The organism is Pseudarthrobacter sp. 01T43, from assembly GCF_056398665.1.
Genome location: NZ_JBFTPV010000034.1, coordinates 1 through 18,231 on the forward strand (window position 1 = coordinate 1; position 18,231 = coordinate 18,231).

Below are 18,231 nucleotides of genomic sequence, written 5' to 3' on the forward strand. Positions count from 1 at the left end.
ATCACCGTCCTGGACGGCCAGCCCGGCGCCGGCGGCTACCGCGAACACGACATCCTCGTGGTCGGCGAAAACGGAGCCGAAAACATCACCAAGTTCCCCTTCGGCCCCGAACACAACATCATCGGAGCCTGACAACCGCTGGTTGAGCCTGCTGAAACCCCGGCAGGCTCAACCACCCGTTGCAGACCGCACTCAACAAGGAGCATCGCAAGTATGGACAAGCCAGTATTTCTGGAAGACCTGGACGCCTTCGCGTACCGCGAAGCCCTGGCATCCGGGGAGGCGATCGTCCTCATCCCCGTCGGATCCTTGGAGCAGCACGGGCCGCATCTGCCTCTGGGTACGGACACCATCTTGTCCTCCCGCTTTGCGGAGGGGGTCGCCAGGCGAGTGGATGCACTGGTTGCCCAGCCCGTCGCCTACGGGTACAAATCGCAGCAGAAGTCCGGCGGCGGCAACCACCTTTCCGGTACAACCAGCCTGGACGGAGCCACCCTCATTGGTGTGGCACGCAACCTGGTTAAGTCCTTCCTTAACCAGGGCGTCCGGCACGTGGTTTTCATCAACGGCCACTTCGAGAACTACCAGTTCCTGTACGAAGGAATTGACCTCGCCCTGGAAGAGCTGGGACTCAAACCCGGAGCCGATCAGAGTGTGCTGCTGCTCTCTTACTGGGATTTCGTCAGCCAGGACACCCTGACGCAGGTCTACCCCGGTGGCTTCCCGGGCTGGGACATCGAGCACGGCGGCGTCCTGGAAACCTCGCTTATGCTCCACCTGGAGCCGGCGAGGGTTGCCATGGGGCGGTTGGTGGACGGTCCTGCCGCGGTCCTGCCGCGCTTCGACAGGCTGCCGGTCGTGCCGGAGCGCACGCCGGCCACAGGCTGCCTGTCGTCGGCAGCCGGGTCCAGCGCAGCCAAGGGCGAGCTGCTCTACGGCCAGGTCGTTGATGACCTTGCTGCAGACCTCGCGAGCGAACTGGTCCGCGAATCCGTGGACGCGGTTACCGCCTGATCCACCCCGCGCGCCCCCACAGACGGCCATCCCTTCCCGGGATGGCCGTCTTTTGCTCCGCCTGATTTCACCCCCGGGCGACCTACTTGAGAGTATGGACCATGGCTGCGAACAATGAACGCGAACCCGACGTCGACGCGGAGACGGGCCAGCACGGCGGCGTCCAGTCCGTGGACCGGGCCCTCGCGGTCCTGGAAATCCTGGCACGGGACGGTCACGCCGGCGTGAGCGACATCGCCGAGGAGATGGGAATCCACAAATCCACAGTCTCCAGGCTGCTGGGTTCGCTGGTGAGCCGGGAGATGGTCCACCAGAACACCGAACGCGGAAAGTACCAGCTTGGCTTCGGCATCCTGCGGCTGGCCAGTTCCATCCCCGGCCGGCTCAGCCTGGTGCGGGAAGCCGGGCCAGTCATGGAGGGCCTGGCGGACCAGTTCAAGGAAACCGTGAACCTCGCCGTACTGCGCTCCAACTTCGCGGTCAATGTGGACCAGGCCATGGGGCCGTCCACTCTGGCGACGTATGACTGGGTGGGCAGCTTGACCCCCCTCCACGCCACGTCGAGCGGAAAGGTCCTGCTGGCGGCGCTGTCCGCGGATGAGCGGGACCGGATCCTGAAAGAGACGGGGCTGCCGGCCCGGACTCCGCGGACCATCACCAACCGGGGAAAGCTGGAGAACGAGCTGATCAAAGTCGCCCGTGACGGCTACGGCGTGACTTTGGAAGAATTCGAAATCGGCATCAACTCCATGTCCGTGCCGGTGTATAGCCACTTGGGAGCGGTCATTGGTGCCATCAGCATCTCCGGTCCCGCCTTCCGTTTCGACCCCGAGAAGGAGCCGGGGCTCGTCGAGGGAATTAAGGAGGCCGGCCTCCAGGTCAGCGCAAAGATGGGCTACACCCGGCGCTAAACACGAGACCGGAGGGCGGGCCTGTCGAAGGGTTTCGACAAGCTCAACCACCGGCTATTGTGTGCAGACCCTCAGGAGGCGCGGCTTACCGGGGACTCATTCCGTTCGAGGGTTGCTGCCCGTTCCTCCAGCGGCGCGGTGTCCGCGGTAAGGCCCGTCCGCACCTCTCCTGACTGGGCGACGTCGCCCACCTTTTCCTGTACCCAGTCGTGGAAAGCGGCGATGTGGTGCTCGCTCGGGACCAGCACGCCGCCCTTGGCATAGGTCTTCGAGGCCATGCCGGGCTGGCAGCGTTCGCAGGCGTCGAAGTCCTGCATGTTGACCCGGTGGAACAGCTCCACCGAAGAGGTGACATCCTTGCCACTCTCAACCACCGAGGGCAGGTACAGCCAGTCGCATTCAACAATGGTGTGGTCCGCGGACATGGGAAACATGCGGTGGATGATCACGTGGTCCGGGACCAGGTTCACAAACACCGTTGGCTTGATGGTGATGGCGTAGTAGCGGCGGTCCTGGTCATCTTCGATTCCCGGGATCAGGTCCAGCCCCTCGGAACCATCAATGGTAAAGCCCTTGATGCCCTCGCCGAACTCCGCGCCGTGGCCCACAAAGTACTGGGCTGCCAGGCCGTCGGCGAACTCCGGCAGGACCTCCGTCAGTTCCGGGTGGATGGTGGCGCAGTGGTAGCACTCCATGAAGTTCTCGATGATGAGCTTCCAGTTCGCCTTCACGTCATAGCGGATGCGGCGGCCGACGCTGAGGTTGGCTACGTCGTAGCCTTCGATTGCCTTCAGATCGCCGAGCCGTTCCTCGATGGCGCCCATGACGTCTTCTTCGAACGACGGCGGCTCGTCCGCAAGGCAAACCCACACGTAGCCGAGGTACTCGCGGACGTGGACCTTGACCAGGCCGTACTCGTCCCGGTCGATGTCCGGCATTTTGGTCAGGTTGGGCGCAGCGATGAGCTTGCCCTCAAAGTCATAGGTCCAGGCGTGGTACGGGCACTGGAACGAACGGGCGGCTTCGCCCTGTTCCTCCATGCACAGCTTCACGCCGCGGTGCCGGCACACGTTGTAGAACGCGCGGATGGCGCCCTTGCGGGTGCGGCTGATCAGCACGCTCTCGCGCCCGATCTGAACTGTCTTCCACGCGCCGGGCTTGGCCAGGTCCGAGGAACGGATGGCGCAGAACCACATCTGCTCAAAGATCCGCTCCTGCTCGGCCCGGAACACGGCCTGATCCACATAGGTGTAGCCGGGGAGCGTGGGAATCAGACTCGGGGCACTAACCTCAACAGACAATTTGTCCTCCTAGCGAACAACGAACAACGGCAAAGCTTGTGTGGATAGGTATTGGTTTGGGTGTGGGAACGGGTGTTAATGCACGACGCCGGCCCCCATGAGTGCGTGCGCACCCTGCTGGGCGGGTGGTTCCGCGGGTGGTGCGGGGGTTGCGACCGGGGGAGTAGCCGGTGCCGGGGCAGCCGCCGCCAGGCTGCGGCGCCACTTGGTAAAGAGCCGCGGCTGGTTCATTCCCAGCACGGCCACGGGGACATCCTCGCGGTAGTAGACGGCCAGGCAACTGTGCGTCAGGGCGTCGCCGGCTTCGATCTCCAGCCGGTCATACCCTGCTGAATGGCCCGCGAACTGCAGCTTGACGCCGTGCTGGTCGGACCAGAAATAGTGCTGCTTGGCCGGCTTGGGCACGGCGTCGGCGTCCAGCAGGGCCTCGACGGCCACGGCTGCCCGTTCCAAGGCGCCGGTCCAGTGCTCCATCCGGCGGTGCGTACCGGTTGTGTCGTCGAACCAGGCGGCGCAGTCACCCACGGCGACAATGCCCGGCACGCTCGTGCGGCCCATGGCATCGCACACCACACCGCCGGTCACCTCCAGGCCGGAGCCCTCAAGCCAGCCGGTGTTTGGTTCTGCTCCGATGCCCACCACCACCACGTCGGCGCCCACGTAGCGTCCGCCGCGGAGCCGGAGGCCGGTGACGTTGCCTTCGCCGCTATAGAAGTCCTCTATTACGGCAGAGGAAATGAGTTCAACCCCGTTGGCGGCGTGCAGCCCTGCCACCACGCCGCCCATCTCAGTTCCGAGCTGTGCGGCGAAAGGCACGGACTTCATGTCGATGATGGTTACTTCCATGCCCCGCGATGCGGCGGCAGAGGCAACCTCCGCGCCGATGAAGCCGGCGCCGATCACGGCCATCCTGCTTCCGGGCACCAGCTCGGGGGCCAAGCTCTGTGCATCCGTGAGGGTGCGAAGGGTAAAGACATTGCTCAGCCCGGCCAGCGTGGGCATTTGCCGCGCCCTCGCTCCGGTACTGATCACGATGCCGTCGGCTTCAACAGTGCGGCCGTCCTTAAGGAGGACGGTCCGGGACTCAGCATCGAGGGAGGCTGCCCCACTGCCCAGAAGCCATTCAGCATCCAGCCCGTCGTCGTCGGACTCCAATGAAAGGTCCTCTGCGGCGACCTTGCCAAGCAGGAAGTCCTTGGACAGCGGCGGACGGTCGTACGGGCGGTGGGGTTCATCGCCAATGATGACCAGCCGTCCGGTAAAGCCTTGGGCGCGGGCTGCCCGGGCGGCGGCAAGGCCAGCCAGGGAGGCTCCCACAATCGCAAGCGTCTGCATTTCGACGTTTCCCTTCAATTGCCTTTTACGCAACAACAATCGCAATAAGCAACAGAGTGATCCATGCCACGTCCACTGTCAAGAGGTGGTCGCAGAAGGAGCCGGGGGTCCGCAGCAGAAGAGAAAAGCCTTGACAAGCGGTGTGACCTACCGCACTCTGTTGCTTATTGCGATTGCTGTTGTTCACTACGGAACTAGACGTTAGTCGCCATACCCGAGGCTCCTGAACAAAGAAGAGGTCCACCCATGCACAAGGCATGTCCGCTCAGCGAACTGGCACCCGGGGAAGCGCTGCGCTTGAATACGTCGCCGCCCATCGCCGTCTTCCACACCGAAGAAGGCGAGCTCTTTGCCATTGATGACACCTGCACCCACCAGGACGCTTCCCTGGCGGACGGCTGGGTGGAGGACTGCTGGGTCGAATGCCCGCTCCATGCCTCCAGGTTCAACTTGCGCACGGGAAGCGTCGACGCGCCGCCGGCCAAGCTGCCGGTCCGCTCGCACGAAGTCTACGTGATCGACGGCGACATCATGGTCACCGAATCAACGGAGGTTCCCAACCTCCCGCCCGGCCTGACCGTTGACGGCCACGTCTAGCACCAGCCCATGCATCAGAACCAAAGGGTCGCTGCCCGGTGATGAAACGAGCAGCGACGCCAACGCCAGCAACCAGGAGAGCACCCCGTGACCACAGTCATTGAAAGCCGCCCAGCGGGCGCAGCGACGGCCGTAGCGGGCCCCACGACGCCCCTCGCCAAGTCCCGCGCGGTGAAATTCGTGCTCACTCTGGCCTGCCCCGAGCGTCCCGGCATCGTACGGGCGGTCACCGCTTTCCTGGCCGACCGCGGCTTCGACATTGTGGAGCACCAGCAGTTCGATGACCACGTCAGCGGCAATCTTTACCTGCGTACCGCCTTCACCGGAGGCTTCCCTGGTGACGGTGACCGGGCCCGTCAGGAGGACGGCAGGGCCGCAGCGGGCCTCAGCGCCGAGTTTGGGCCTACGGCCGAGGAATTCGGCATGGATTTCACCATCCACGACGGGACACCGCAGCGGCTCATGGTGATGGTCTCAAAGTTCGGGCACTGCCTCAACGACCTCATTTTCAGGTGGCAGGCCGGCAGCCTTGGTGCGGAGATCGCCGTCGTGGTTTCCAACCACGAGGACCTGCGCCCCATGGCGGAAACGGCGGGTCTGCCCTTCATTCACGTCCCGGTGACGGCGGACACCAAGCCGCAAGCCGAGGCGCGTCTGCTGGAACTCGTGGCCGAGTACAACGCGGACCTGGTGGTCCTGGCCCGCTACATGCAGGTCCTCTCCAACGATCTGTGCACCAGCCTGCGGGGCCGGGCCATCAACATCCACCACTCGTTCCTGCCCGGTTTCAAGGGCGCCAAGCCGTACCACCAGGCCTACGACCGCGGGGTGAAGCTCGTCGGAGCTACCGCGCACTACGTCACTCCGGACCTCGATGAGGGGCCCATCATCGAGCAGGAGGTCTTTCGGGTGGACCACAGCCTGGATCCCGATGCTTTGGTGACCGTGGGGCGGGACGCCGAATCGCAGGCCCTGTCCCGGGCGGTCAAGTGGCATTGCCAGCACCGCGTCCTCCTCAACAACACCCGCACCGTCGTATTCCGCTAATTTTCCGCAAACGCGAACCAGGAGAACCACTGAACATGAGCGCATCACCACGCGTCGTCATCATCGGCGCCGGCATCGTCGGTACCAACCTTGCGGACGAACTCGCCAGCCGCGGCTGGAACAACATCACGGTGGTCGAACAGGGCCCGCTGGAGCTGGCGGGCGGCTCCACCTCGCACGCCCCCGGCCTGGTCTTCCAGACCAACCCGTCCAAGACCATGACGGAGTTCGCCAGCTACACGGTGGACAAGCTGCTCTCCCTCAGCGCCGACGGAGTGTCCTGCTTCAACCAGCTCGGCGGACTTGAGCTGGCCACCACCGAGACCCGGCTGAAGGACCTTAAGCGCAAGCTCGGCTACGCCTCTTCCTGGGGCATCGATGGCCGGCTCATCGACGCGGACGAATGCGAGAAGCACTGGCCGCTGCTGAAGAGCGGGGCCTTTGCTGACGGCCGCCAAGTCCTCGGCGGCCTGTACGTCCCGTCGGACGGCCTCGCGTCAGCCGCACGTGCGGTCCAGTTGCTGATCAGCCGGACCCGGGAGGCGGGGGTGACCTACCTGGGTTCCACCGCCGTCACGGGCATCCAACAGACTGCAGGCAAGGTCACCGGCGTCGAAACGGCCGACGGCGTGATCCCCGCGGACATCGTGGTGTCCTGCGCAGGCTTCTGGGGCCGCGAGCTCGGCAAGATGGTGGGCATGAAGGTGCCGCTGCTTCCGCTGGCTCACCAGTATGTGAAGACCACGCCACTTCCGGAGCTGAGGGACAGCAACGAGATGCCCAACGGCGCCAGCAAGCCCATCCTGCGCTACCAGGACCGGGACCTCTACTACCGCGAGCACGGCGACCGCATCGGCATCGGCAGCTACGCCCACCGTCCCATGCCCGTCGATATGAACGCTCTTCCGAAGATCGGCGCCGGCGAGATGTCCGAGCACCGCATGCCGTCCCGGCTCGACTTCACCCTTGAAGATTTTGCCTCTTCGTGGGAGGACAGCCAGGAGCTGCTTCCTGCACTGCGCCGGGCGCAAATCGAGGACGGCTTCAACGGGATCTTCTCCTTCACCCCCGACGGCGGCCCGCTGATGGGCGAGTCGCCCGACGTCGAGGGTTTCTTCGTCGCCGAGGCCGTCTGGGTGACGCACTCGGCCGGTGTAGCCAAGGCCATGGCCGAACTGATCATCGACGGCCACTCGCGCACCGACCTGCACGGGTGCGAGCTCACGCGCTTCGAGAAGGTCCAGACCAGCGACGCGTACGTTAGCGAAACGTCCCAGCAGAACTTCGTGGAGATCTACGACGTGCTGCACCCGCTGCAGCCCAAGGAATCCCCCCGGGACCTGCGGGTAAGCCCGTTCAACGTCCGGCAGAAGGAACTGGGGGCATTCTTCCTGGAGTCCGCCGGCTGGGAGCGGCCGCACTGGTTCGAAGCCAACCGCGGCCTGCTTGAGGTGCTGCCCGCCGAATGGCAGCCGCCGGAGCGCGACGAGTGGTCCGCCCTGTTCTCTTCCCCCATCTCCGCGGCCGAAGCGTGGAAGACGCGCACCGCCGTCGGGCTCTACGACATGACTCCCCTGAAGCGGCTGGCCGTCGCCGGGCCCGGGGCCCAGGACCTGCTGCACCGGCTCAGCACCGGAAACATCACCAAAAAACCCGGTGCCGTGACGTACTGCCTCCTGCTGGAGCACAACGGCGGGATCCGCAGCGACGTGACCGTCGCCCGGCTCGCGGAGGAACAGTTCCAGCTCGGCGTGAACAGCAACGTGGACTTCGACTACCTGCGTGTCGAGGCCAGGAAGCAGTCGGCAGCCGACCCGGCCCATTGGGTGCACGTCTCGGACATCACCGGCAGCACGTGCTGCATCGGGCTGTGGGGTCCGCTGGCCCGTGAAGTGATGGGCAAGGTCAGCGCCGATGACCTGAGCAACGACGGCCTGAAATACTTCCGGACCAAGGAAATTTCCGTCGGCGGCATCCCCGTCACGGCCATGCGGCTCTCCTACGTGGGTGAGCTCGGTTGGGAGCTCTACACCACCGCAGAGTACGGACTGAAGCTCTGGGACCTGCTGTACGAAGCCGGGCAGGAGCACGGCATCATCGCGGCCGGCCGCGGCGCGTTCAACAGCATGCGGCTTGAGAAGGGCTACCGGTTGTGGGGCACGGACATGACTTCCGAGCACCACCCCTACCAGTCCGGCCTCGGCTTCTCGGTCGCCAAGGACAAGGTGGGCTTCGTGGGGGCGGAGGCCCTCGCCGAACGCCGTACGCAACCCGCTGCAGTGCAGCTGCGCTGCCTGACGGTCGACGACGGGACATCGGTGGTGCTGGGCAAGGAACCCGTGTATTTCAAGGGCGAAGCCGCCGGCTACGTGACCAGCGCAGCCTACGGCTACACGGTGCAGCGGCCGATCGCCTATGCCTGGCTCCCGGCCGGCGCCGCCGAGGGCGATGCCGTGGAAATCGAATACTTCGGCACCCGGATCGCAGCAACGGTTAGCCCCGAGCCGCTGGTGGACCCGGGCATGGAACGCCTGCGCGGCTGAACCGGGGCCCATCCTGGCCCCTTCACACGACTCCCAGACCACGCCCCAAGGAGATTACCTGATGACGAACGAGAGCTACGACTACGTGATTGTCGGCGGCGGAAGCGCCGGATCCGTCCTCGCGGACAGGCTGAGTGCAGACGGGACGCACACTGTGCTGGTCCTCGAAGCCGGACGCAGCGACTACCCGTGGGACCTTTTCATCCAGATGCCGGCAGCGCTGACCTTCCCCAGCGGCAACAGGTTCTACGACTGGCAATACGAGTCCGACCCCGAACCCCACATGCACGGGCGGCGGATCGCGCACGCCCGCGGCAAGGTCCTGGGCGGCTCCAGTTCCATCAACGGGATGATTTTCCAGCGCGGCAACCCTCTGGACTACGAGCGCTGGGGAGCCGACGCCGGAATGGAGACCTGGGACTTCGCCCACTGCCTGCCCTACTTCAAGCGGATGGAAAATGCGCTGGCCTCCGCTCCGGACGACGAGCTGCGCGGCCACGACGGACCTCTGGTCCTGGAGCGCGGGCCGGCCCGCAATCCCCTGTTCCAAGCCTTCTTCCGGGCTTCGGTGGAAGCCGGGCACAAGCGAACGGATGACGTCAACGGCTATCGGCAGGAGGGCTTCGGTCCGTTCGACCGGAACGTGCACAAGGGCCAGCGGCTCTCGGCATCCCGCGCCTACCTGCGCCCCAACAAGGGCCGGAAGAACCTGACCGTCCGCACCAGGGCGCTTGCTGCCGAGGTCAATTTCGACGGCACGACGGCCACGGGGGTCACGTACCGCCGGAACGGCCGGCTGCACACCGTCGATGCCAAGGAAGTGCTGCTCTGCGGCGGCGCGATCAATACGCCCCAGTTGCTGCAGCTCTCCGGCGTGGGGGATGCGGCCCACTTGAAGTCGCTGGGCATCAAGCCGGTAGTGGACCTGCCGGGCGTCGGCGAGAACCTGCAGGACCACCTGGAAGTGTACGTTCAGCACGCCTGCAAGCAGCCGGTTTCCATGCAGCCGTACCTCAGCCTGTGGCGCTACCCGCTGATCGGCCTCCAGTGGCTGCTCCGCCGGCAGGGACCGGCAGCCACCAACCACTTCGAAGGCGGCGGCTTCGTCCGCTCCAACGAGGATGTCTCCTACCCCAACCTGATGTTCCATTTCCTGCCGGTGGCAGTGCGCTACGACGGCCAGAAGGCCGATGCCAAGCACGGGTACCAGGTCCATGTCGGTCCCATGTACTCCGACGCCCGGGGCAGCCTGAAGATCACTTCCACGGATCCGGCCGCCCACCCCTCCATGCAGTTCAACTACCTCTCCACAGAACAGGACCGGCGGGAATGGGTGGAGGCCGTCAGGGTCACCCGCGACATCCTCTCCCAGCCGGCACTGGGTCCCTTCAGCGGCGGCGAGCTCTCGCCCGGCCCGTCCGTCCAGACGGACGAGGAGATCCTCGACTGGGTGGCGCGGGACGCGGAAACGGCCCTGCACCCCTCCTGCACGGCCAAGATGGGTCCCGCCTCCGACCCCCTGGCGGTGGTGGACCCGCTCACCATGAAAGTGCATGGCACAACAGGGCTCCGCGTGGCGGACGCCTCTGCCATGCCCTACGTGACCAACGGCAACATCTACGCGCCTGTCATGATGCTGGCGGAGAAGGCTGCGGACCTGATCCTGGAACGTACGCCTCTGACGCCCGAGCACGCGGACTTCTACCGGCACGCCACCGCTGCGGCTCCCGAAGCCGCACCAACCCTGGGCCGCGCATGAGCGGCGTTCAGCTTGCCGGCAGCAGCGGACGGACCGCAACGGATCAGGTGCCGGCGGCGGTACGTGGCCTGTTCGTGGACGGCCGGTGGGCCCGGGCGGCCGCGGCACGAACGCGCAGCATCACGTGCCCGGCCGACGGCCGGCACGTCGCCGAGGTGGCCGAATGCGCTGCCACCGACGCCAGGGAAGCAGTCGCCAGCGCCCGCCGGGCGTTTGACGGCGGAGCGTGGCCTGGCACCAGTGAAAAGGAACGCGGACAGGTCCTGCTCCGCACCGCCGAGCTGCTGGAACGTGACAAGGCCCTTTACGCCCGGGCCGAGGCCCTCGACACAGGCAAGCGCTACGTCGAAGCGGAATACGACATCGACGATATCGCCGCCTGTTTCCGGTACTACGGCGGCATCGCCGGAACGGGCGCCGGCCGCGTGATCGATACGGGGGTCCCGGGAACCATCAGCCGGGTGGTCCACGCCCCGGTGGGCGTGTGCGGGCTCATCACGCCATGGAACTACCCCCTTCTGCAGGCATCATGGAAGGTGGCCCCCGCCCTGTTGGCCGGCAATACCTTCATCCTCAAGCCCAGTGAGCTGACTCCCTCCACCTCCATCCTGCTGATGGAGACCCTCCTCGAGGCCGGGCTGCCGGCAGGGGTCGCCAACCTGGTCACCGGCACCGGACCCGAGGTGGGTGCGGTCCTGAGCGAAAGCCCGGACGTTGACCTGGTCTCTTTCACCGGCGGCCTGGCCACCGGGATCAACATCATGAAGACGGCCGCCAATACTGTCAAGCGGGTTGCCTTGGAACTGGGCGGGAAGAATCCGAACATTGTCTTCGCCGACGCCGACCGTGAATCGGCCCTGGACAACGCCCTCACCGCGGTGTTCCTGCATTCGGGGCAGGTGTGCTCGGCCGGCACCAGGCTCATCATCGAGGAATCGATCCACGACGGGTTCGTGGCGGAGCTGGTACGGCGTGCGCAGGCCATACGGCTTGGTGGTCCCTTCGATGAGCTCGCGGAGACCGGGCCGCTCATCTCGGCTGCACACCGTGACAAAGTCCACGCCTATGTCCAGGCCGGCATTGAGGAAGGAGCCACCCTCCTGTGCGGCGGCTATATCCCGGACACCGGCGCGATTGCGTCCGGCAGCTACTACCCGCCCACCGTCCTGGACGGGTGCCACACCTCCATGGGCGTAGTCCAGGATGAGTCGTTCGGACCGGTCCTGACCGTGGAGACCTTCAGCACGGAGCAGGAAGCCATCAAGCTGGCCAACGACACCGCCTACGGACTGGCCGGCGCCGTCTGGACAACGGACGGATCGCGGGCGCAACGCGTGGCCGGCGCCCTCCGCCACGGCACCGTGTGGATCAACGACTACCACCCGTACGTACCCCAGGCCGAGTGGGGCGGATTCGGCAAGTCCGGAAACGGCCGCGAACTGGGGCTCCAAGGTCTCGCAGAGTACCGCGAAACCAAGCACATCTGGCAAAACATCAACCCCAAGCCCAGCCACTGGTTCGAGCCTCCCAAGGCAGGAGTACAGCAATGAACAGCCCCGACATCTCAGTGCGTAACCTATGGAAGGTCTTCGGACCCGGGGGCGATAAGATCCCCAACAATCCAGAGCTCTCGGCCCTTAACTCCGCGGAGCTGCTGGAACGCACCGGCTGTGTGGGAGCGGTCCGCGACCTGAGCTTCGACGTGGCCAAGGGCGAGGTCTTTGTGGTCATGGGGCTTTCCGGATCCGGCAAATCCACCCTGATCCGCTGCCTGACCCGGCTGATAGAGCCCACATCCGGACAGGTCCTGGTGGACGGGAAGGACGTCCTGCAGGCAGGCGTCGCCGAGCTGCGCGAATTGCGCCGGCGGAAGATGTCCATGGTGTTCCAGCACTTCGGCCTCCTCCCTCACCGCACCGTGCTGGACAACGTCTCTTATGGGCTGCAGATCCGCGGGGCGGCCAAGAACGAACGCTACGCCAGGGCACGGGAAATCATCGAGCTGGTTGGCCTGAAAGGCTACGAGCAGCACTACCCGGACCAGCTGTCCGGCGGAATGCAGCAGCGCGTCGGCCTGGGCCGGGCCCTGGCCGGGGATCCGGACACGATCCTCTTCGATGAACCCTTCTCCGCACTGGATCCGCTCATCCGCCGCGACATGCAGGCGGAAGTCATCCGGCTGCACAAGGAAATGGGCAAGACCATGGTGTTCGTGACTCACGACCTCTCTGAGGCGCTCAAGCTCGGAGACCGCATCCTGATCATGCGCAACGGCGAGAAGGTCCAGTGCGGCACGGGGGACGAGCTGGTGGGGTCCCCGGCGGACAAGTACATTGAGGATTTTGTGTCCGAAGTCCCACGCGCGGATGTCCTGACGCTGAAATGGATCACCCAGCCTGTGGCCGCGGGAACGCCGGGAGACGCGCCGGTCCTCAGTTCCCGGCTGATCATCCGGGATGCCATAGCGGCGGTCATGCACTCCTCCAGCCCTGTCCTCGTGGAGGATGCCGGCCGGATCACAGGGCAGATCGACCGCGACAGCATCCTTTCGGTGCTGCAGCCGGCAGAAGCAGCGGCCTAATGTCCATCCTCGTCCGTGATCGAGCTACGATTCAGCCCACACCGGCCGCTGTCCGTGAGCCCCGCCGCCGGCCCAGCCGGCGCACACTTCTCCTGGCAGGCGCCGCCGTCGTCTGGATCCTGGGGTTCCTTATCCTGCGCGGAACGTCCACCCTGACGCTGCCCGCCTCAGAGCTGACGGACCTGCACCGGTCCCTGAACCAGTTCAACGCATGGGTAGCAGCGAACCGAGCAGACAACCCCGTCTTCCTGTACGTCTTCACGCCCTTGCGGGCCGCCGTCGACGCGGTTGCCAACCTGTTCATCACCACCTTTGCCGCGAGCACCACAGGCCTGCGCCTGCCGGAAATCGGCTGGCTGGGAACCGTGGGCCTGCTGGGTTGGATCGCCTTCGCGGTCGGCAACGCGCGGGTCGCGGTGCTGACTGTCGCCGTCTTTATGTTCTTCGGCCTCCAGGGCCTGTTCCTCGAAGCTACCTATACATTCGCCCTTGTCCTCACCGCCGTGCTCCTGACCCTGCTGGTCGGGATCCCGCTCGGCGTTCTGGGCGGCATCTACGGCAGAGTCGCCAAGGTGATCACGCCCGTACTGGACTTCATGCAGACGCTGCCCACCTTTGTGTATCTGGCCCCGCTTGCCCTGATCTTCCTCATCGGCCCGGCGTCGGCCGTCATAGCCACCGTGATCTATGCTGCCCCGCCCGTGATCCGGCTGACAGCACACGGCATCCGCGCCATCCCGGAAAACACCCGCGAAGCCTCCGATTCGCTGGGTACAACGGGCCTGCAACGGCTGGTCACCCTGCAGCTTCCCATGGCCCGGCGGACCATCGTCATGGGAATCAACCAGAGCACCATGGCCGCCCTGTCCATGGTCACCATCGCGGCGCTGATCGCGGCGCCTGGGCTTGGCCAGGTGGTGGTGCGGGCGCTGCAGTCGCTCGACGTCGGCACAGCTGTCAACGCCGGGCTCTCCATTGTCCTGCTCGCGATCGTGCTGGACCGGGTCACCACCGCCGCCAGCCGCCGCGCAGACCCGGTGACGGCCCGGAATCGCAGGGTTTCCCGCAGGACCAGGTACATCCTCCTCGGCATCACCCTTGGAGTGGCACTGGCCATGGTGCAGCTCTCCCGGAGCATGCTGTGGGCAGCATCATTCCCCAAGGACCTCAACATCGGTCCGGTCATCGTCCAGGCGGTGGCCTCGGCCAGCCAGTGGATGCAGGCCAACCTCTCCCTGTTCACGGTGTCCTTCCGGGAAGCCGTCACCACCGGAATCCTCAACCCGTTCCAGTCGCTGCTCACGGATACTCCCTTCTTCATCCTCGTGGCCGTCATCGCCATCGCCGCCTACGCGCTGGGCGGATGGAAGCTCGCTGCCCTGACCACGGCCTGCCTGGGCGTGATCATCTACCTCGGCCTCTGGAGCGACTCCATGGTCACCCTTGCCGGAACCCTGGTAGCCACCGCAGTTGTTATGGTCCTGGGCATCATCTTCGGGGTGGCCATGGGCCGGTCCGAGCGGGTGGACCAGATCATGCGTCCCATGCTGGATGCGGGCCAGACCATGCCCGCTTTTGTGTATTTGGTGCCGTTCCTAGGCCTATTCGGGGCCACCCGGTTCACGGCGATCATCGCCGGCATCATCTATGCCGCGCCCGTCGCCATCAAGATCACGGCTGATGGCATCGCGGCAATTTCCCCCACTGTTGTCGAAGCTGCCGTTGCCAGCGGCTCAACGCCCTGGCAGGTCATCACCAAGGTCCAGCTTCCGATGGCCAGGCAGACCCTGGCCCTCGCCGCCAATCAGGGTCTGATCTATGTCCTGGCCATGGTGGTGGTCGGCGCACTCGTGGGCGCAGGAGGCCTCGGATACGACGTCGTCGCCGGCTTCGTCCAAAGCGCGCTCTTCGGCAAGGGCCTCGCCGCAGGCGTCGCCATCGTCTTCCTCGGCATCCTGCTCGACAGGATGACGCAGGCTGCCGCAGCCACCCCGGTGCGGAAAATCCCCTCCACCAAGTCCAGAACAACGTAACGGCATCACCGCCCTGCGCCCCGGCGCAGGGCATCCCGGACCCCCAGGCATTCCCCCCCGACAAGGAGACCTCATGATGAAAAAAGCTGGACTGCTGTTGAAACGAACTGTCCCGGCGGTGGCCGGAGCTGCTGCTGCCGCACTGCTCCTGGCAGGTTGCGGCGGCGCCTCGGTGAACCAGGTGGCTGCTGCCACCGGTGCCGCCGATGCGTCCTGCGGAAGTGTAAATGTAGCGATGAACGCCTGGGTGGGGTACACGGCCAATGCCGCTGTGTACAGCTACGTGGCGAAGAACAAACTTGGCTGCAGCGTGGTCCAGAAGGACCTGAACGAGCAGATCTCCTGGCAGGGCTTTGCCTCCGGCGAGGTGGACGTCGTTATGGAAAACTGGGGCCACGCAGATCTGGCCAAGCAGTACATTACGGATCAGAAAGTGGCTGTCGACGCCGGCCCCACCGGCAACGAAGGCCACATCGGCTGGTACGTGGCGCCATGGATGGCAGAAAAATACCCGGACATCACCGACGGGAAAAACCTGAACAAGTACGCGTCCATGCTCGCCACCTCAGAGTCCGGCGGCAAAGGCCAGTTGCTCGACGGCGATCCCGCCTTCGTCACTAACGACGAGGCCCTTGTGAAGAACCTCAACCTGGACTACAAGGTGGTGTTCTCCGGCTCGGAGGCCGCCCTGATCCAGTCGTTCCGCACGGCGGAGCAAAACAAGACGCCGATCCTGGGCTATTTCTACGAGCCGCAGTGGTTCCTGTCCCAAGTCCCGCTTAAAAAGGTCAACCTGCCGGCGTGGACCGAGGGCTGCGACACGAACGCGGAAAAAGTCGCCTGCGACTACCCGACCTACACGCTCAACAAGGTGATATCCAAGAAGTTCGAGGACAGCGGATCGCCTGCAGCCAAGCTCGCGAAGACCTTCAAATGGACCAACGAGGACCAGAACTCCGTGGCCACGGACATCCAGGGCGGCATGACGCCCGAGGCCGCCGCCAAGAAGTGGGTGGATGCAAATCAACAGAAGGTAGATTCCTGGCTTAAGTAAGCCCGCCCGTACGGGGCAGGAAAAGTCACCCACCCACGGATGATCCGTGGGTGGGTGACTTGTTTTCTCCAGTCGTCTGTTTCGAGCTGCCGACTGTCAATGGAAGGCCGAACTGCTACGTGCAGGCACCGGCCGAGGATGAAGACAACGCAGTCCAAACGCAACGAGGCTTCGTCACACGCAACTGCAGGACATCGGTTTTCAAGGTGTGGCCACTCGGATCAAGCAGCCTCCGGCATTGCTGGCCACAAAACAGCGGCGGGGACTAGGGCCTCGAAACATTCAAAATAAACCATTGACTGTGGCGCCGCTCACGCATATTCTATTGCAACAGCGTTGCGCTGAATGCAACCCCAAGCCAATTTGGTGGACACATGAGTAACGAAACTTCCTCCCCGGCCCGTGGCCGCGGGCCCGTCCCGGAGCCGCACCGCACAGGCGACGGCTCGGGTGCTGGCCGCAGCACCCTGAGTGGCCAGAACTATGAACCTGCTGACAGCGACGTCAGCAAGGAAACCCGCCGCAGGGTTATCGCGGCCAGCTTTATCGGCAACTTCGTTGAATGGTTCGACTACGCCGTTTACGGCTACCTTGCCGTCACAATCGCCACTGTGTTCTTCCCCGAATCCAACCCCCAGACCGGGCTCCTGCTGACTTTCGCCCTGTTCGCAATCTCGTTCCTGGTCCGGCCGCTCGGCGGATTCGTCTGGGGCCACATTGGTGACAGGGTGGGCCGGCGGACGGCACTTTCGCTGTCCATCCTGATCATGTCCGGGGCAACTTTCTGCATCGCCCTGATCCCGGGCTACGACACGATCGGCATCTGGGCTCCGGTCCTGCTTCTGATCATCCGGGTAGTGCAAGGTTTCTCCGCTTCCGGCGAATACGCCGGAGCATCGGCCTTCCTCGTCGAGTACGCCCCCGCCAACAAGCGCGGCCTGTACGCCGCGGTTGTCCCGGCCAGCACCGCAGCCGGCTTGCTCCTGGGCTCCCTGCTCGCGGGCCTTCTGACCGTCCTGCTCACGTCCGATGCGATGCACAGCTGGGGCTGGCGCCTGCCATTCCTGCTGGCAGCCCCGATGGGACTGATCGGCCGGTACATCCGGACCAAACTCGAAGACACCCCGGTGTTCCGCGAGCTCGCCAAGGAAGACCATGCCGTCAAGGCGCCTGTCTCCAGCCTCTTCCGGAACCACTGGCGGCAGCTGCTGCAGGCCGTCGGTGCCGTGCTGCTCAACGCCGTCGGCTTCTACGTCATCCTCAGCTACATGCCCACGTATCTGCACTCGGAACTTGGCCTCGGAGCAACCGAATCATTCCTTGCCACCACGATCGCGCTGCTGACGTACATCGGATTCATCTTCCTGACCGGGATGCTCTCGGACCGCTACGGACGCAAGAAGGTGCTGATCAGCGCGTCCATCACCTTCATTGTGCTGACCGTGCCCGCCTTCGCATTGTTGGGAACCGGGAACTTCCTGGTCATCGTCCTGGTCCAAGTCCTGCTGGGCGCAATGCTCACCCTCAATGACGGGACGCTCCCCAGCTTCCTGGCCGAGATGTTCCCCACCCGGGTCCGCTACAGCGGCTTCGCGGTCAGCTTCAACCTCTCCAACGCCCTTTTCGGCGGCACYGCCCCGTTCGTGGCAACCCTCCTGATCGCTGCCACCGCGAACAATCTGGCCCCTGCCTGGTACCTCGTCGGTGCGGCGGTCGTTTCCCTGATCGCCGTTGCGCTCTCCAGGGAAACCGGCAACGAACCGCTGCGCCACGAATAACCCCATTCTTTCCACCACTTCCCACCTCAAAGTAACTGCACCACAGAAAGGCAACACCATGACCATCACCACCGAGAATGCTTCGTCCATCGCCGAACTGGAGCGCACCAAGGTCTTGAAGAACGGCGAGAAGGTCAGTCTGACGTTCTCCGATACGGAGTTTGAGCGGCGCCTGGCGGGGCTGCGCGGGATCATGGCGGAGAAGGATTTGGACGCTGTTGTCCTGACCAGCTACCACTCGATTAAGTACTACTCCGATTTCCTGTTCACCACGTTCG

General features: G+C 64.8%; 14 protein-coding genes and 1 pseudogene. 13 read left to right on the forward strand and 2 right to left on the reverse strand.

Annotated elements, in window-relative coordinates; genetic code table 11:
- From AC1DIM_RS18715 to AC1DIM_RS18725, 3 genes and pseudogenes are all read left to right on the forward strand, one after another.
- Positions 1-132: pseudogene (locus tag AC1DIM_RS18715) on the forward strand (creatininase); the annotation flags it as partial.
- A gap of 81 nt (positions 133-213) precedes the next feature.
- Positions 214-1,014 (forward strand): creatininase, encoded by an 801-nt coding sequence (locus AC1DIM_RS18720; protein ID WP_477712004.1) that lies wholly within the window; start codon positions 214-216, stop codon positions 1,012-1,014.
- A gap of 101 nt (positions 1,015-1,115) precedes the next feature.
- Positions 1,116-1,925: an IclR family transcriptional regulator gene (locus tag AC1DIM_RS18725; protein ID WP_477712005.1), complete on the forward strand. Its 810-nt coding sequence runs from the start codon at positions 1,116-1,118 to the stop codon at positions 1,923-1,925.
- A gap of 71 nt (positions 1,926-1,996) precedes the next feature.
- Here the strand turns inward: AC1DIM_RS18725 and AC1DIM_RS18730 are convergent, their stop codons facing one another.
- Complete coding sequence (locus AC1DIM_RS18730; protein WP_477712006.1) at positions 1,997-3,226, reverse strand: aromatic ring-hydroxylating oxygenase subunit alpha; 1,230 nt, start codon at positions 3,224-3,226, stop codon at positions 1,997-1,999.
- 75 nt (positions 3,227-3,301) lie between these two features.
- Positions 3,302-4,561, reverse strand: coding sequence for an NAD(P)/FAD-dependent oxidoreductase (locus AC1DIM_RS18735; protein WP_477712007.1), 1,260 nt, complete (start codon positions 4,559-4,561; stop codon positions 3,302-3,304).
- A gap of 246 nt (positions 4,562-4,807) precedes the next feature.
- Between AC1DIM_RS18735 and AC1DIM_RS18740 the strand changes: the two genes are divergently transcribed.
- The 10 genes from AC1DIM_RS18740 to AC1DIM_RS18785 all read left to right on the forward strand — a co-directional run.
- Positions 4,808-5,158 carry a bifunctional 3-phenylpropionate/cinnamic acid dioxygenase ferredoxin subunit gene (locus AC1DIM_RS18740; RefSeq protein WP_477712008.1) on the forward strand — a complete coding sequence of 117 codons (351 nt, stop codon included), beginning with the start codon at positions 4,808-4,810 and terminating at the stop codon, positions 5,156-5,158.
- Between the two features lie 87 nt (positions 5,159-5,245).
- The gene (gene purU, locus AC1DIM_RS18745; RefSeq protein ID WP_477712009.1) at positions 5,246-6,205 is read left to right on the forward strand and encodes a formyltetrahydrofolate deformylase; all 960 of its coding nucleotides are present in this window, start codon (positions 5,246-5,248) and stop codon (positions 6,203-6,205) included.
- A 35-nt stretch (positions 6,206-6,240) separates the two neighbouring features.
- A complete protein-coding gene (locus tag AC1DIM_RS18750) occupies positions 6,241-8,748 on the forward strand; it encodes a GcvT family protein (protein ID WP_477712010.1) in 2,508 nt (835 codons plus the stop codon).
- A 61-nt stretch (positions 8,749-8,809) separates the two neighbouring features.
- The gene (gene betA, locus AC1DIM_RS18755) at positions 8,810-10,507 is read left to right on the forward strand and encodes a choline dehydrogenase (protein ID WP_477712011.1); all 1,698 of its coding nucleotides are present in this window, start codon (positions 8,810-8,812) and stop codon (positions 10,505-10,507) included.
- On the forward strand, positions 10,504-12,057 hold the full coding sequence (locus AC1DIM_RS18760; RefSeq protein WP_477712012.1) for an aldehyde dehydrogenase family protein: 1,554 nt from the start codon (positions 10,504-10,506) through the stop codon (positions 12,055-12,057). The genes betA and AC1DIM_RS18760 overlap by 4 nt, the downstream gene beginning before the upstream one ends.
- Positions 12,054-13,088 carry a quaternary amine ABC transporter ATP-binding protein gene (locus AC1DIM_RS18765; RefSeq protein WP_477712013.1) on the forward strand — a complete coding sequence of 345 codons (1,035 nt, stop codon included), beginning with the start codon at positions 12,054-12,056 and terminating at the stop codon, positions 13,086-13,088. Before AC1DIM_RS18760 ends, AC1DIM_RS18765 begins: the two co-directional genes overlap by 4 nt.
- Positions 13,088-15,121 carry an ABC transporter permease gene (locus AC1DIM_RS18770; protein ID WP_477712014.1) on the forward strand — a complete coding sequence of 678 codons (2,034 nt, stop codon included), beginning with the start codon at positions 13,088-13,090 and terminating at the stop codon, positions 15,119-15,121. The genes AC1DIM_RS18765 and AC1DIM_RS18770 overlap by 1 nt, the downstream gene beginning before the upstream one ends.
- Positions 15,122-15,194: 73 nt before the next feature.
- Positions 15,195-16,175: an ABC transporter substrate-binding protein gene (locus tag AC1DIM_RS18775; protein ID WP_477712015.1), complete on the forward strand. Its 981-nt coding sequence runs from the start codon at positions 15,195-15,197 to the stop codon at positions 16,173-16,175.
- 374 nt (positions 16,176-16,549) lie between these two features.
- Entirely contained in the window at positions 16,550-17,953 is a 1,404-nt protein-coding gene (locus tag AC1DIM_RS18780) for an MFS transporter (protein ID WP_477712016.1), read from the forward strand.
- Between the two features lie 58 nt (positions 17,954-18,011).
- A partial coding sequence (locus AC1DIM_RS18785) for an aminopeptidase P family N-terminal domain-containing protein (RefSeq protein WP_477712017.1) occupies positions 18,012-18,231 on the forward strand: 220 nt, incomplete at its 3' end.

Excerpts from the sequence above, each read along its gene's own strand:
- AC1DIM_RS18720 (WP_477712004.1), top strand. The coding sequence starts at position 214 with ATGGACAAGCCAGTATTTCTGGAAGACCTGGACGCCTTCGCGTACCGC.
- AC1DIM_RS18725 (WP_477712005.1), top strand. The coding sequence starts at position 1,116 with ATGGCTGCGAACAATGAACGCGAACCCGACGTCGACGCGGAGACGGGC.
- AC1DIM_RS18735 (WP_477712007.1), bottom strand. The coding sequence starts at position 4,561 with ATGCAGACGCTTGCGATTGTGGGAGCCTCCCTGGCTGGCCTTGCCGCC.
- AC1DIM_RS18740 (WP_477712008.1), top strand. The coding sequence starts at position 4,808 with ATGCACAAGGCATGTCCGCTCAGCGAACTGGCACCCGGGGAAGCGCTG.
- AC1DIM_RS18750 (WP_477712010.1), top strand. The coding sequence starts at position 6,241 with ATGAGCGCATCACCACGCGTCGTCATCATCGGCGCCGGCATCGTCGGT.
- betA (WP_477712011.1), top strand. The coding sequence starts at position 8,810 with ATGACGAACGAGAGCTACGACTACGTGATTGTCGGCGGCGGAAGCGCC.
- AC1DIM_RS18760 (WP_477712012.1), top strand. The coding sequence starts at position 10,504 with ATGAGCGGCGTTCAGCTTGCCGGCAGCAGCGGACGGACCGCAACGGAT.
- AC1DIM_RS18765 (WP_477712013.1), top strand. The coding sequence starts at position 12,054 with ATGAACAGCCCCGACATCTCAGTGCGTAACCTATGGAAGGTCTTCGGA.
- AC1DIM_RS18770 (WP_477712014.1), top strand. The coding sequence starts at position 13,088 with ATGTCCATCCTCGTCCGTGATCGAGCTACGATTCAGCCCACACCGGCC.
- AC1DIM_RS18775 (WP_477712015.1), top strand. The coding sequence starts at position 15,195 with ATGATGAAAAAAGCTGGACTGCTGTTGAAACGAACTGTCCCGGCGGTG.